This window comes from Phycisphaerales bacterium (assembly GCA_040217175.1).
Classification (GTDB): domain Bacteria; phylum Planctomycetota; class Phycisphaerae; order Phycisphaerales; family UBA1924; genus JAHCJI01.
In genome coordinates this window covers 1,524,282-1,539,065 of record JAVJNT010000002.1, presented here as the reverse complement: position 1 = coordinate 1,539,065, position 14,784 = coordinate 1,524,282, and the positions used below count along the sequence as shown (strand labels likewise).

Genomic DNA, 14,784 nt, shown 5'->3' with positions numbered 1-14,784 from the left:
CGGTGAGCGAGACCAAGGCAACCACGGCGACGACCGAGCGGCCCACGAGCTATCCGAAGGACAAGATCCGCATCGTGCTGCTCGAGGGCGTGCACGACAGCGCCCGCGAGCAACTGCAGGCCGAGGGCTTCGCCGTCGAGTGCCTGCGCGATGCCTGCACCGGGGCGCTCATGGCCGAAGCGATCCGCGGCGCCCACGCCATCGGCATCCGCAGCAAGTCGCAGATCGACGCCGGGGCGCTTGATCAGGCGGGCTCGCTGCTGGCTATCGGCTGCTTCTGCATCGGGACGAACCAGGTCGACCTGGGGGCCGCGGCGGCGAGGGGCGTTCCGGTCTTCAACAGCCCCTTTAGCAATACCCGCAGCGTGGCAGAACTGGTGATCGCGGAGGTGATCGCGTTGCACCGGCGCTTGCTGGATCGCTCGACGCAGATGCACGCCGGCCGATGGCGCAAGACCAGCGCGGGCAGCCACGAGGTCCGCGGCCGCACGCTGGGCATCGTGGGCTACGGCCGCATCGGCTCGCAGGTGAGCGTGCTGGCCGAGGCGATGGGCATGCGCGTGATCTTCCACGACGTGCGGCCCACGCTGGCCTTGGGCAACGCGCGACCGGCGGCCTCGCTCGACGACCTGCTCCGCGAGAGCGACGTCGTGACCCTGCACGTGCCGGCGACCGACGGGACCGCCAACCTGATCGGCGGACGAGAGCTCGGCCTGATGCACGGTGGCGCGATGCTGCTCAACAACTCGCGCGGCAGCGTCGTCGACATCGACGCGCTGAGCGAGGCGTTGCACGGCGGGCATCTCGCCGGAGCCGCGGTCGACGTGTTCCCCCAGGAGCCGTCGAGCAACGACGAGCCGTTCGCGAGCCCGCTGCAAGGGCTCGACAACGTGATCCTGACGCCGCACGTCGGCGGCTCGACGGGCGAGGCCCAGGAGGCCATCGCCCAGGACGTCGCCACGAAGCTCACGAGGTTCATCAACGTCGGCTCGACAACGGGTGCCGTCAACGTGCCGAACGTCGAACTGCCCGCACAAGCGGTGAATGACCGTGCCCGGCCACACCGCATCCTGCACTTCCACAAGAACGTGCCGGGCGTGCTCGGCAAGCTGCACCAGGCGCTCAGCGCCCACGGCGCGAACGTCAGCGGCGAGGTGCTCGGCACGAACCAAGACCTGGGCTACGTGGTCGTCGACGTCGACCCGGGCGACTCGCGGCCGGTGGTCGCCGAGCTCGAGGCCATCCCCGAGACGATCCGGGTGCGCGTGCTGTGGTGAGGTGGGAAAGTGGCGAGGGAGGGACTCGAACCCTCGACCTCCGGGTTATGAATCCAGCGCTCTAGACCAGCTGAGCTACCTCGCCGAAGTGCGGCCACGCCCTCTACGGACGCGGCGGGTCGGGATGATAGCGGGGCTCGCTCGACCGTGCCGAGCGATGATGGCCTCAGCTCGTGCGTGGCTGGCCGTCGCCGGGCGTGTGCGGCGGCGTCTGCTGCTGGGGCACGGGGTCGGGCCGTCCGACGTCGCCCGCGGGCGGCTCGTGGAAGGCATCGTCGCGGTAGGCCGTGCCCTTGGGGGCCTCGAGCTCTGGGGCTGGGCGGCCCTGGTCGCGCGAGTCGGGCTTGCGAGACTCTTCCTCGATGTCGTCGGTGATGCCCTTGACGCCCCGCTTGAACTCGATGATCGCCTTGCCCACGTTGCGGCCCACGTCGGGCAGCCGGCGGCCGAAGAGCAGCACCGCGATGACCAAGATGGCCCCGATCTCGGGCCAGCCCAGCGGACCGATCAGGGCGAGGGGGAGGTTCAAGATGGCGTCACTGGGCATAGCGGTCCTCTTGGCAATCCAAGCCGTTCGGGGGCTGCAAGTCAACCGGCAGCGCCCCTGACGACCCTGCGTACGACTGCATAACGCGATGCAAACAAGGAACTTGCATCGAAGCCGCGCTCAGAGCCCCAGACGCCGGAGCACGTCATCGAAGATGGCCCGGGCCGCGACCTCGTCGCCGGCGGGCTCGAGGGTGATCTTGACCCCCACCGCCGCCGGCGTCAGGGTGGTGCGAACGACGACGCGTCGGTACCCGCCCATGACCGTGTCATCGGGCCCGCGGGCGGCCAGGTATCCGCGGTCGGCGGTCGTCTCGTCGGCCACCACGGCGTAGCCGCGGGCCTGCAGGGCCTCGACGGCGGCGTAGTGGGCCCCGGGCACGCCGACCGCGTCGGGCACCTCGGCCGATAGGGTGCGGCCCTGCCACGTCGCGACGGTGCGGCTCTCGCCTTGGTACCGCTCGGACGATTGGCAGCCGGCCGCGAGCGCGAGCACGGCTAGGAGGAGGGAGGCGGCGTGTCTTGCTGTGGGAGCCATCGGTCCATGTCCAGATCGGCCGGGTCGATGGACAGGCCGGAATCTTTGAGGAGGTCCTTCACGTCGGCGGGCAACTCGTCGTCGGCCGGCGGCGGCGGCGGGGGCGGCTCTACGCGAGGCTTCGGTGGAGGTGGCGGTCTGTCCTTCGATGCGCTCGGCTTGCCGTTGGCACCCAGCAGATCCTTGGGGATCTTCAGCCGCTCGTGGGCGTGCGGGCTGCTGGCACGCTTCCGGGCCTGCTCACGCTGGCGTTCCTCGTCGAGGCCGCGCTGGGCGGCGCGGGAGACGTCCGAGACGGGCCGCTCGCCCGGCGGGGCCTCTTCGGCCATCGAGCCGTAGCCGAAGAGCGACATCCAGTAGCCGACCGCGTATTCGTTCAGCGGCACCTGCGTGGCGTACCCGGGCAGCGGCTTGGCCCTGGGCTTGCTTGCGTCGCTGGCCAGGTGCCGAAGGAATGCCTCGCTCGTGATGCTCTGTGCGCGTCGTCGCCGGGCGGCCCTGATGAGCCGGCGATCCGTCGAGACGACCAGCAGTCGCCTCGGGGCCGTGTCGCGCGCGAGCAGCAGCTCGATGACGTCGTCGGCCTCCTGGTTCGCCCCGGCGTAGACGACGTCGAGCCCCGCGACTTCCTTGCCCGAGGGTGCGGTGTTCGTCGCTTCGGGCGCGCCCGTCTCGGAAGCGAGTGCGGCGTCGTTCGCGCGGCTCGGTCCCACCCCGTCGCTCACCAGCACGGCCCGCCGCCGGCCGTACCGGCTCGTCGAGATCAGCCGCGCGAGGCCCGGCAGGTCGAGCCCGGCCCCGTCACCCATCATGTGCTGCGGCAGCACGCCGGTCACGTAGAGGACGTTTGACGTATCGACGAGCAGCATTGTTCAGGCCGGCTGCCCGCCGAGGACCCGACGCGCGTGGTCGGCCACCAGCTCGCGCCATGCCGCGGCGTCGAGCTCGCTGGCCCGCTTGCTGGGCACGAGCGAGGCGATGCGGGCGATCGTGTCGTCGAGCTGACGGCCGCGGCGGAGGGCCTCGGCGTAGGGCACGTTGGTGAAACTCACCAGGTTGTACAGCGGCGTGGCACGCTCGGGCATCTCGTCGCCCAGCTCGGCGTGGACGGCCTGCTCGACCTTCTTGTGGTACAGGAACTTCTCGTCGGCGACCTTCTCGCGCATCTCGACGAAGTTGGCGATGGCCATGTCGGCGATGGCGTTGGCGTTGTCGACGCGGGCCTTCCAGAAGGGGTCCATGACGCCCTCGATGTCGCCGCCCGCGCTCTCGATCATTTCCGCGAACACGCGGCAGTCCTCGAAGGCCGCGTTCATGCCCTGGCCGAAGAACGGCACGATGGCGTGGGCCGCGTCGCCCAGGATGAGGCTCTTGCCGCGACGCCAGGGCCGGCAGCGCACGGTGACGAGGCTGCTGGTCGGGTTCGCACGGAAGTCTTTGACGAGCGTCGGCATGAGCCAGCGCGTGTCGGGGTAGTGCTCGTCAAAGAACAGCCGCAGGGCGTTGTCGCTGAGCGCTTCGACCGCGTCGAAGCCGTGGGTGCCGGCGTAGGGCCAGAACAGCGTGCACGTAAAAGACTTGTCGGGGTTGGGCAGCGCGATCATCATCGAGGCCCCGCCGCCGCGGCCGGCCCAGATGTGCAGGCCCTTGGGCTCCATCGCGAAGCCGCCAAACTCGTCCGCGACGCCGTCGGGCAGGTCGGGCAGGTCCTGGGGCGCCGGTATGTGCAGTTCCTTGTAGCCCGCTTCGAGGTAGCTCTGGGAGTAGTCGAAGCGGTCGGTGACCTGCATGGCCTGCCGCACCGCGCTGAACGCGCCGTCGGCGCCAATGAGCACGCGGCCCTGCAACGTGACCTCGCCATCGGGGGTGTCGAAGGTCGCGCTGGCTTCGTCGAGATCGACGTTCGTGCAGCGGTGCTCAAATCGCAGCTCGACGCCGGGCGTCTGCCCTGCCGCGTCCAAGAGCGCAACGTTCAGACCGCCGCGCGAGACGCTCAGGATCGCGTCGGCCGGGTCCTGGCTGTAGGGCTGGTAGACGGTGCCCTCGCCCGTCGCGTCGGTCAGGCTCTCGGGGTGCATGATGCGGCCGGGCATCGGCAGCGCGTCGGCAAGGACCTGGTCGGCGATGCCCGCGGCCTTGAGCGCCGTGATGCCGCGAATGGACAGCGCGAGGTTGATCGACCGCCCGCCGACGTAGCCCTTGGCCCTCGGATCGCCCCGCCCTTCGGCGACGACGACGCGGAAGCCCTGCCTGGCAAGCAGGACGGCGAGGAGCGAGCCGGCGAGACCGGCGCCGATGAGGAGGACGGGCTTGTCGGAATCGACCATGATGAATGGTAACGGCAGCACCGTTGCGAAAGGCGATGGCCCCAGGGTCTCCCCCGGGGCCATCATGTGGTCGCGTGCGGCCTATAAGCCGAGTTCTGTACCCATTCCCGGTGCGAACGGCCCTCCGGGGTGGGCGACGGCCATTTCTCTGGCCACGCCGTTGCCGGCGTGATCGGAGCCGGAGCTCCAGCGGTCTACCCGCCGCCTGCCGCCCGGGCCGGGCGTCGATGACCGAGATCATCGCGACGGCTGCGTGACCTTGCACGCGGTGGGGTTTGCCGTGCCCCGATTGTCACCAATCGGGCGGTGCGCTCTTACCGCACCATTTCAACCTTACCTGTGCGCCGCAAGCGGCGCCATCGGCGGTGTGTTTTCTGTGGCACTGTCCCTCGCCGGCTCGCGACCTGATCGAGATCCGACGGGTGGGCGTTACCCACCACCGTTGCCCTGTCGTGCTCGGACTTTCCTCGAACGACGGGATCGCTCCCCCCGCCCGCGACCGTCCGGCCGCACCACTCGTACACTGCATGGTACGCCGGCGGCTCGCGGAGGCTTCGCGTGGAAGAAACATCAGCCGATTCCCGAGCCAACTCGATGGCCATCTGGGCCACGCCCGAGCAGGCGCCGCTGCTGGCCGCGCTCGCCAATGAGCTCGACGCGAGCGTGACGGCCGCGGCCTCGCCCGTCCGCGCTCACGGCACGACGCTGGCCGACGAGCTCGGGGCCACGTTCGCCGGTGACCTGCTCGACCTCTTGAACACCGACGCCCGCGTCGTGCTGCTGGCGACCGCGTGCGATGGCTACGGCGATGCGCTGCCGCAGGCCATCGCAAGGGCCGCTGCCGAGGGCAAGCGCATCGCGACGCTCTCGCCGCTGCCCATGCCGCCCAGCGACGCGGCCGAGGCCTGGCACCGGCCGATCCAGGGCCGCGTGCCCACCGAGGCCGTCCGCTTCGGGCCATTGCTCCGCCACGGCCTTGCCGCGCAGGAAGCGGAGGAAACGCTGGTCGCCTTCGGCGAGATCCGCAGCGCGATGTTCGCGGGCTTCCGCGACCCGACCATGGCCGGAGAGGGCGCGACGGGCGCGCTGCTGGTCGACGCGCTCGACCTGCTCGTGGGCGTGCTGGGCGAGGCCGAGCGCGTGGAGGCGGCGCTGAACGGGCCAATGAAGCCGAGCGCGAGCCTGTCGCTCGGCGCGCTCACGGGCGACCTGACCGCCCACGCCCGCTTCGAGGGCGGTGCCGCGGCGTGCATCATGCTGAGCGACCGGGCCGGCGGCTGGCAACGCCGGGCCACGCTGCTGGGCGAGGCGGGGAGACTGGAACTTGGCGACGACGGCCACCGCTGGATCGACCCGACGGGCAAGACCATCGACAGCACCGAACGCAGGGCACGATCGAAGGCTGAAGCCCAGCACCGCACCGCGCTCGATGCGCTGGTCGCGTTCGTCTCGCCCCTCCTCGACGGCCGCGCCACGCCCCCGCTGGACGCCCAGCACCTGGGGCCGATGGCGGCGGCGGTGTTGCTGAGTGCGCGGACCGGGCAGGCGGAGAGCCCGAGTACGTTGCGGGCGATGGCTTAATCCACCCGCGTCAACCTCGCATACTCCAGGATCAGCGTCTTCACCCCGATGCCCGTGAACTCCACGCGCGCCCGCGCGCCGGGGCCCGTGCCGCAGCTCAGGACCTTGCCCACGCCGAACTGGGGGTGGCGAACGCGTGAGCCGACCTTGAGGGCGGCGGTCTTGGGCTCGTCGTCTTCGCCCCAGGGGTCGAAGTCGGCGCCGCCTCCACCGCCGTAGTCGCTGAAGTCGTCGGCGCGATCGCTGAACTGGACGTGGCCGTCGCCCTCCTGGCCGATCTCGCTCAGGAATCGGCTGGGGATCGTGCGCTCGGGTACGCCGCGGACGGCGCGCACGCGGGCGCTCGTGATCAGCAACCGCTTCATGGCTCGCGTGATGCCGACGAACGCGAGGCGGCGCTCCTCTTCGAGCTCGGCCTCGCTCTCGCGGGCCCGGCTGTGCGGCAGCGTGCCTTCTTCGAGGCCGATCATCGCGACGGCGGGGAACTCCAGGCCCTTGCTGGCGTGCAGCGTCATGAGCGTCACGGCCCCACCCGCCGCGTCGACGGCGTCCTGGTCGCTCACCAGCGCGACGGTCTCGAGCCAGGCGCGGAGCATCGCCAGCAGCGGCGGCACTTCCGCGTCGTTGCCCTGGCTGGCTTGCTCGGCGTCGGTGAAGGCGAACGGATCGCCCGCCGGGTCGTACTCACGCTCGAACTCCGCTGCTCCCGTGATCAGCTGGTCGAGGTTGTCCAGCCGGCTCTCGTCTTCCTCGCCGCCCGACTTGGCGCGTGCCTCGTACATGGTGCGCAGGCCGCTGTCGTCGATGACGCGCGCCACGAGGTCGGCCAGCGTCGCGCTGACTTCGGCACCCATGAAGCTGCCGTGCCCGGTCCAGCCCTCGATCATCTGCACGAACTCGCGGCAGCTCTTGCCCGAGCGAGCCGTGACCTCGGGGTGCTTGTCGGGCTCGCGGAGCATCTCGAACAGCGGAACGCCGGCCATGTTCGCCGCGGCGTCGAGCTTGTTCAGGCTCGTCTTGCCGATGCCGCGAGTAGGCGTGTTGACGATGCGAAGCAGCGAGATGTTGTCCGCCGGGTTGGCAACCACCCGCAGGTAGGCGATGGCGTTCTTGACCTCTTCTCGGTCATAAAAGGCGGTGCCGCGGGCGATGCGGTAGGGCACGGCGTGCGATCGCAGCGCATCTTCCATCACGCGGCTGAGCGCGTTGGTGCGGTAGAAGACCGCCATGTCGCGCCACTCGAGCCCGTCCTCGGCGCGAGCCTTGAGCCAGTCGGCAACCAGCTCGGCCTCGTGACGCTCGTCCTGGCACAGCACGGCCTCGACCGCGTCGCCGCCCTCGCGCTTCGTGAACAAGTCTTTGTGCTTGCGGCGGACGTTCTTGGTGATCAACGTGTCGGCGGCCTTCAGGATCGGCGCCGTGCTGCGGAAGTTCTCGCCCAGCGGGATGACCTCGCACGCCGGGTACTGCTGCTCGAACTCCAGGATGTTGCTGATGTCGGCCCCGCGCCAGCCGTAGATGGACTGGTCGGGGTCGCCCACGACGCAGAAGTTCGGGCCCGCCTCGCCGCGGCCGTCCTGGCCCGCTTCGCCGGCCAGCAACGCGGCGATCTCGAACTGGGCGCGATTCGTATCCTGGTACTCGTCGATCAGCAGGTACTGCCAGCGCTCGCGGAGCTCTGCTCGGGCCGCGTCGCTCTTCCTCAAGAGGCGCGCGGTCAGCAACAGCAGGTCATCAAAGTCCACCGCCCCCGCGGCCCGCATCGCCTGCTGGTACGCCGAGTAGATGCGCGCCACCTGCTTGCTGTAGAAGTCCATCGCGTTGGCGGCGTACGCGTCGGCGTCCTGCAACTCGTTCTTGGCTCCGCTGATGGCGTTCAAGACGCTCCTCGGAGCCCAGTTGCTCGTGTTGAGGTTGAGGTCCTTGATGGTCCGCTTCATGAGCGCGACCTGGTCGGACGTGTCGTAGATCGTGAAGTCGGGCTTCAGGAACTCTAGTGCCGGGTCGTCGGCGTATCGGCGGAGGAGCCGCGCGCACAGGCTGTGGAAGGTCCCGATGGTCAGCCCGCGCGTGCGCCTCGGGTCGTACCCCGCCTGCCCCGGCTCGGCCCCCTCGAGCAGCACGCCCACCCGCTCGCGCATCTCGGCGGCGGCCTTGTTGGTGAACGTCAGCGCCAGGATCGACCACGCCGGCACGCCCAGCCGGATGAGGTGCCCGATGCGCCGCGTGATGACCCGCGTCTTGCCGCTGCCCGCCGCCGCCAGCACGAGCACGGGCCCCTCGGTGGCCAGCACGGCCCTCCGCTGGTTCTCGGTCAGGTCTGCCAGCAGCGGGTCTGCGTTGGGATCGGCATCGGCATCGTGCCCTGACCCGTAGGTGTGCGGGTCGTAGGGGTTGTGGTCGTGGGGCTGGGCGTTGGGCTCGGTCATGGCGCCTTCCGTGGCGTGGGGCTGGGTCATGGTTCAGCTTACGTCACCTCGTGCCCCCGGGTTGTCGGCTCTCTTCAGTGGATACTCGTAGACAACCACCGCCGGGTCCTCGCTACCGCCGCGCTCCTGCAGGATCTTCCGGTACACCGCTCGCGCCGCCGCGTTGTCGTGCTCGGTCGCCAGCCACGCCTGGCGATAGCCGCGTTCGGCCAGCAGTCCGAGCATGCGTCGCACGAGCGCGGTCCCGATGCCCCGGCCGCGATACGCCTCCAGCGTCGCCAGCTCGTTGATCCACGCCTGCGGCGGCTTGTCGGGGTGCAGATAGCCGTTAGCGCTCACGAACGCGATCGGTCTGTCCGTCGCTGCATCGATCGCCACGATGATCTCGTGCCGCGGATCACCGAGGAACGCCGCCGTCTGCTCCGAGTCGATCGGGAAATCGAACAGCCCCGGCGGTGCTCGGTGCAACACCGAGGCGTCGCCGGGGCCGAGGATCTGATAGTCGATGCCCATGCACCATCGTTGGACGGTGCGGGTCACGCCGTCTCAGGAGCAGCCGGCGTCGAAGGCGTTCTGGAACGCCAGGAAGTCGAACAGCGTCAACTCGCCATCCTGGTCGAAGTCGGCCCGGGCGTCGCCCGAGTCGAACGCGTTCTGGAAGTCGAGGAAGTCGAACAGCGTCAACTCGCCGTCGCCGTCGAAGTCGGCCGGGCACGGGCCGGCCTGGCCGCCGGCGAACTCGATAGCACCGAGGTCGACGATCGGGGCGGTGCCGGCGCCGGTGTCGGGCGTGGCGGGGTCGTCGACGAAGCGGTCGCCGCCGAAGAGATCCATCGTGACGCCGCTGGGAACGGCCGCGTTATCGCCCGCGTCGATGGCGGGCGAGCCGGGCAGCGGCGCGAACGAGTCATCGAGCTGCGGATCGGCGAAGATCACGCCATCGCCGATCGTCTCCGAGGCGGTGCCGTCGATGACCGAGAAGGCCACGTCGACGATGCCGGGCCCGCCGATCTCGATGCTTCGCGGGTCGATCTCGTTGCCGGTGAAGACGCTATTGCGCACGACGGGCCGCGACTCGCGCTGGGCGAAGATGCCCCAGTCCTCGTTGTTGACGATCGTTGAGTTGACGATGATCGGCGCCGAGGCGTTCGTGTAGATCGCACCGGTGCCCGTGAGGCTGTCGGCCACGAGCGTATTGACGACCTCGAGCGTGCCGCCGCCGGCGATGTACAAGCCGCCACCGAAGGCCGCCTTGCTACCGATGATCCTCGCCGAATCGATGCGTCCGTTCACGTTGCTGGTGTAGATCGCGCCTCCGGCGAGCGTTCTGAAGATCCGCGTGGGCACGCTTGCCGCGCCGCCGCTATCGATGATCTCGCCGTCGCCGTTGTCGATCATCTCCAGGCCCCGGGCGTCGAGCGTCGCGCTGTTGACCGAGACGGCCCCGCCCTGGCCGCGGCCGAGATTGCCCTGGAACGTCGCGCCATCGATGGTCAGGCTGCCACCGAGCACGTAGACGCCCGCGCCGCCGTTCGCGGCCGAGTTGCCCGTGAAGGATCCGCCACGGATGGTGACGTCGGTGACGAGTGCGTCGATTCCCCGATTGGTGTTGGCCACGAAGGCCGAATCAATGACGACCAGCGAGCCGCCGTTCGCATTAATGGCACCACCGAACCCGGCGCCGGTGAACGTGAAGCCCTCGATCGTGACGCTCCCGACGGTGGTCAGGATGGGGTCGCCCAGGCCCGCGCCGTCCAGCGTCGTCGCGTCGGCGCCGTCCTCGGAGCGGAGCGTAATGGTGGTGTCGCCAACCGTCAGCGCCTCGTTGTAGACGCCGGCCGCGACGAGCACGACGTCGCCGCTCTCGGCGCGATCGATCGCCTCCTGGATCGTGGCCGCGTCGCCGGGCACTCGGATGGTGCTCTGCGCTACGGCCGTGCCCGCGGCAAGCAGCATGATCATGGCGGTCGCGGCCAACGGCTTCGTACCCTGCGTTTGCATCTGCAAGTCCTCCCCTGATCCGCCACGCCGGTCGCACGCCAAGCCAACCCATGTGGCCCGGCGCGACCCGCGCTTACGACGGGTCCACCCGAGACCACGCGGTCCGACGACCCGTCTCCGTCATGCTAATAGCGATCGGGGCGCAGCTCCGTCGCCCTACGGACATCCCGCATCGAACGCGTTCTGGAAGGCGAGGAAGTCGAAGATAGTGAACTCGCGGTCGCCGTCGAAGTCCGCCGCCGGGTCGCCAGCGCCGAACAAGTTCTGGAAGAGCAGGAAGTCGGCGACCGAGTGGGTGCCGTCGCCGTCAAAGTCTGCAACGCAGCGGCTCGGATCGCGACCATACAGGACGTACGCCCGACCCGCGTTCAAGACGCCGCCGGCGTCGACGTCGGCGGCCCCGATGATCAGATCGAGCACGCCATCGGCGTTGACGTCGCCGCCGCCGGAGACGTCGCTGCCGGCCGCGTCCTGCGTCTCTTCGCCCTGGAACCGGACCACGCCGCGACCCACGAGCGTCTCGATGTCCACCGATGCGCCAAACCCACCGCCGGAGCGACCCGAGACCAGGTACGCGAAGCCCGTGCGACGAGCACCGTCGTACGAGCCCGCCGCGCCGATGAGCAGGTCGTCCACGCCGTCTCGATCGATATCGCCGACCGATGCGATCGCGTTGGCGAGGTTGGCCCCGCCGCGCGGGCCGACGAGCTTGAAGCCGTTGTCGCCGTCGAGATCCGACAACTCGAACACCGGAGGCAGCCCGCCGGCAACGCCGTAGACCACGTAGCACGCGCCGTTGCCCCTGGCGGTGTCGGGGCCCCAGGCCGCGGCCCCGACGGCGAGATCGTCGATGCCATCGTCGTTGAAGTCGCCCGCCGCCGAGACCGCGCTGCCGCTGGCAACAAACTGGACATCGCCCAGGAGTCGTGCGCCCTCGTCCGCGCCGAGTCGCGGGAGCTCGACCATCGCCGGGAACCCGCCCGCGCGGCCATAGACCACGTAGGTCTGCCCCTGGCCCCCGGCCGCACGCACGTCGGCCTCGGGCGCACCGACGGCCACGTCGTCAACGCCATCGGCATCAACATCGCCCACGCCCGCGACCGACTGGCCCGCGCTCTCGCGCGACGCGCCAACAAGGCGGAATCCGTTCACGCCGTCCAGCATGGTGAGGTCGATCGACGCCGGGAAGCCGTCGCGCGAGCCGTACACGACGTAAGCCTCGCCGACGCCCCGCGGCGCGCCGATGATCAGGTCGCCCAGCCCATCGCCGTTCACGTCCCCGGCCGCCGAGACCGACGAGCCGCTGCCGCCGATGCCGGCCAGCGCGACCCCGTCGCTGCCGTCGAGCTCGGACAGGCGCACGTCGGCCGGGAATCCACCGGCGCGGCCGAAGACCACCCAGGTCACGCCCGAGCGCGAGCCGGCCGCCCCGTTGGCGAAGGGATCGCTGACCGCCAGGTCGTCGATGCCGTCGCCGTTGAAGTCTCCGGCCGCCACCACGACGGATCCGCTGCTGCTATCCGGTCCGATGAGCCGGAACCCAAGGACGCCGTCCAGGTCGCCGGGACGGATCTCTCCTTGCAGCGAGCCGCCGGCGGTCGGCCCGCGACCGAACAGCACGTACGTCTCTCCGCCCGCGCCGGCACCACCGGCGCCGATGGCGACGTCGTCGATCCCGTCGGCGTCGACGTCGCCCACGAACGCGACGGCATCGCCGACGCCATCGCGGGATGCCACGCCATCGAACACCGCCCCGTTGCGCCCGTCGACGCCCGAGAGCTGCTCGATGGGATCGAAGGGCTCGCTGAGCACGCCCTGCGCCCACGCGCCGGACGCGCACGCAACGATCAGCGACCCGACCACAACAAACCCCAACAACCGGCGACCACATCGCGTGTCCATCTGCAACCCTCCCTTGCCAACGCGTTCCGGCGGACTCTCCATTCGAGCATACCACGAACCGGGGCGAATCCCACGATGAACGCACCAAGAGGCGCGTGAAGAATCGACAAAGCGCCCGCTGCTGGCCGCGCGTGCACCGACGATGCCTCAGCACGCCGCCTCCTACGGGCAGCCGGCGCCGAACGCGTTCTGGAACGCCAGGAAGTCGAAGATGTCCAGCACGCCGTCGCCGGTGAAGTCCGCCCGGCACGGCACGCGCACGGCGATGACCGCCGGGTTGCTCGCCGCGCTGCCCGAGGGATTGCTGACGACCACGTCGTAGGACGCGATGTCCTCGGCCCTGGCGTCGATGGTCAGCGTGGGCGTCGAGGCGCCCGAGACGCCGCCGCCGTCAACGAGCGGCACGCCGTCGCGCCGCCACTGGTAGCTCAGTGGCGCCGAGCCGATCGCGCCGACGGCGAACTCCGCGACGCCCCCGCCCGGGGGCAGCAGCACGACGGGCGCCGGCTGCGCGGTGATCTCGGGCAGCACGATGCACCGGTTCAGCAGCACGCTCACGTCGTTGGTGTTGGAGTTGGCCGTGGCCAGGTCGGCGTCGCCGTCGCCGTCCAGGTCGGCGATCGCCACCGACCTGGGCCGGTCGCCGACCGCCAGGGGCACGCCGCGCGCGAACGTCCCGTCGCCGTTGTTTTCCAGCACGCTCGCGGTCATGCCCTCCCGGTTGGCGGTCGCCAGGTCGTTGTCGCCGTCGGCATCCAGGTCGCCGATGGCGATCGATTGCGGGAACACGCCGGTGCCGTAGAACGCGTCGGGCCCGAACGTCCCATCGCCGTCGTTGAGCAGCACGCTGGCGTTCAGGCCGCCCGAGTTGGCCACCGCCAGGTCGCCGTCGCCGTCGCCATCGAGGTCGCCGATCGCCACCGAGATGGGACGGCTGCCCACGCGGTAGCGCGCGTCTTCGACGAACGTCGCGTCGCCATCGTTCAGCAGCACGCTCAGGTCGTTGCTGGCGTTGTTGGCCACCGCCAGGTCGCCGTCGCCGTCGCCGTCCAGGTCGCCGATCGCCACCGCGATGGGCGCGTCGCCGGCGAGCATCAGCGTATCGTCGGCGAAGGTCGCGTCGCCGTTGCTTAGCAGCACGCTCACGTCGTCGCTGATCTCGTTGGCCGTGGCCAGGTCGGCGTCGCCGTCGCCGTCGAGGTCGCCGAAGGCGACCGAGTAGGGCACGACGCCCACGCCCAGGCGCACCTCGGGCGCGAAGGTCTGCGTGAGGTCGCACCCCTGGGCCGCGGCGCTGGGCGCCAGGGCGAGCACGGGCAGCGCCGCCAGGGCTGTGACAACGGTCGGCAGGACGGCGGGCAAAACGGCGGGCAAAACGGCACTGAACGCGGCATGCGCGCGGCACGCTCTCTTCATGCGGCATCTCCTCACGCCACCAGCATACCGGAAGATCGCCACCGACGCAAGGCCAACGAACTGGCGGCGGGCCGCTCCGTGGCGGGGTCTCATCGCTCCGCGCGGGGGGCGACCTTATCGCCTGCGGACGCCGCCCAGGCCCGCCGCCAGCACGAGCAGCGCGCCCACGCCGGGCGCGGGCACGACCACCACCGTCGCGCGCGCCTCGCCGATGATCCGGTCGACGGACGAGCCCGAGAACTCGCTCACGTAGAACGTGGAGCGCGTGATGTCGGTCCGCAGGTCGACGCCTCGGGGCGTGAACTCGTCGACCGAGATGGTCGCGCTCCACACCGCGATCGGGTCGCTCGGGTCGGCGAAGACGCCTGCGGCGGGGAAGTTCAACTGTCCCGACAGCGCTCCGAGCACCGCCAGTCCATCGGGGGTAACGACGCCGTCGCTCGTGCCGGGGGCATCGAAGCCGCTGGCCCGCATCGGGTCCGACCAGCGTGCGTCGAGCGCCGCGCTCGACGCCGGATCGGCGAAGGCGTCGAAGGCCACCCCTGCGACGGCGTAGAGCCCGTCGGGCACGGGTACCCACAGCGTCACCGTCGCGCTGGGCGTCGCCGGGCTCAGGTCGTTGCTGACCTCGAAGAACGCGCCGCCGGTCTGCCCCAGCGCCGGCGCACCAAGAACCACGGCGGCCGTCGCCGCCGCCCCAACTACCAATTGTCCGTGCATCGTCTCGTCTCCTCGTCTCTGGACTCCTGGCGGAGCCTACGCGCGGG

12 protein-coding genes, 1 tRNA gene and 1 other RNA gene are annotated in these 14,784 nt (G+C 70.3%); 2 read left to right on the top strand and 12 right to left on the bottom strand.

Annotated elements, in window-relative coordinates:
- The first annotated feature begins 2 nt into the window (after positions 1-2).
- Complete coding sequence (serA, locus tag RIA68_13795; GenBank protein MEQ8318514.1) at positions 3-1,277, top strand: phosphoglycerate dehydrogenase; 1,275 nt, start codon at positions 3-5, stop codon at positions 1,275-1,277.
- Positions 1,278-1,287: 10 nt separating this feature from the next.
- Here the strand turns inward: serA and RIA68_13790 are convergent.
- The 6 genes from RIA68_13790 to rnpB all read right to left on the bottom strand — a co-directional run bounded on the left by RIA68_13790 (position 1,288) and on the right by rnpB (position 5,203).
- Positions 1,288-1,362: transfer RNA gene (locus RIA68_13790), tRNA-Met, on the bottom strand.
- Positions 1,363-1,443: 81 nt separating this feature from the next.
- A complete protein-coding gene (locus RIA68_13785; protein ID MEQ8318513.1) occupies positions 1,444-1,824 on the bottom strand; it encodes a twin-arginine translocase TatA/TatE family subunit in 381 nt (126 codons plus the stop codon).
- Positions 1,825-1,944: 120 nt separating this feature from the next.
- Positions 1,945-2,319 (bottom strand): hypothetical protein, encoded by a 375-nt coding sequence (locus RIA68_13780; GenBank protein MEQ8318512.1) that lies wholly within the window; start codon positions 2,317-2,319, stop codon positions 1,945-1,947.
- A 2-nt stretch (positions 2,320-2,321) separates the two neighbouring features.
- A complete protein-coding gene (locus tag RIA68_13775; protein ID MEQ8318511.1) occupies positions 2,322-3,230 on the bottom strand; it encodes an NYN domain-containing protein in 909 nt (302 codons plus the stop codon).
- Between the two features lie 3 nt (positions 3,231-3,233).
- Complete coding sequence (locus RIA68_13770) at positions 3,234-4,688, bottom strand: NAD(P)/FAD-dependent oxidoreductase (GenBank protein MEQ8318510.1); 1,455 nt, start codon at positions 4,686-4,688, stop codon at positions 3,234-3,236.
- Positions 4,689-4,755: 67 nt separating this feature from the next.
- Positions 4,756-5,203, bottom strand: an RNA gene (rnpB, locus tag RIA68_13765) — RNase P RNA component class A.
- 43 nt (positions 5,204-5,246) lie between these two features.
- Here rnpB and RIA68_13760 point away from each other — a divergent pair.
- Positions 5,247-6,269, top strand: a complete 1,023-nt coding sequence (locus RIA68_13760; protein MEQ8318509.1) for a hypothetical protein — start codon at positions 5,247-5,249, stop codon at positions 6,267-6,269.
- Here the strand turns inward: RIA68_13760 and RIA68_13755 are convergent.
- The 6 genes from RIA68_13755 to RIA68_13730 form a co-directional block, all read right to left on the bottom strand.
- Positions 6,266-8,728, bottom strand: coding sequence for a UvrD-helicase domain-containing protein (locus RIA68_13755; GenBank protein MEQ8318508.1), 2,463 nt, complete (start codon positions 8,726-8,728; stop codon positions 6,266-6,268). The genes RIA68_13760 and RIA68_13755 overlap by 4 nt on opposite strands.
- A gap of 3 nt (positions 8,729-8,731) precedes the next feature.
- On the bottom strand, positions 8,732-9,211 hold the full coding sequence (locus tag RIA68_13750; GenBank protein MEQ8318507.1) for a GNAT family N-acetyltransferase: 480 nt from the start codon (positions 9,209-9,211) through the stop codon (positions 8,732-8,734).
- Positions 9,212-9,244: 33 nt separating this feature from the next.
- On the bottom strand, positions 9,245-10,699 hold the full coding sequence (locus RIA68_13745; GenBank protein ID MEQ8318506.1) for a right-handed parallel beta-helix repeat-containing protein: 1,455 nt from the start codon (positions 10,697-10,699) through the stop codon (positions 9,245-9,247).
- 156 nt (positions 10,700-10,855) lie between these two features.
- On the bottom strand, positions 10,856-12,601 hold the full coding sequence (locus tag RIA68_13740; GenBank protein ID MEQ8318505.1) for an integrin alpha: 1,746 nt from the start codon (positions 12,599-12,601) through the stop codon (positions 10,856-10,858).
- Positions 12,602-12,763: 162 nt separating this feature from the next.
- On the bottom strand, positions 12,764-14,017 hold the full coding sequence (locus RIA68_13735) for an FG-GAP-like repeat-containing protein (protein MEQ8318504.1): 1,254 nt from the start codon (positions 14,015-14,017) through the stop codon (positions 12,764-12,766).
- A 114-nt stretch (positions 14,018-14,131) separates the two neighbouring features.
- Entirely contained in the window at positions 14,132-14,737 is a 606-nt protein-coding gene (locus RIA68_13730; GenBank protein ID MEQ8318503.1) for a hypothetical protein, read from the bottom strand.
- Positions 14,738-14,784: the final 47 nt, after the last annotated feature.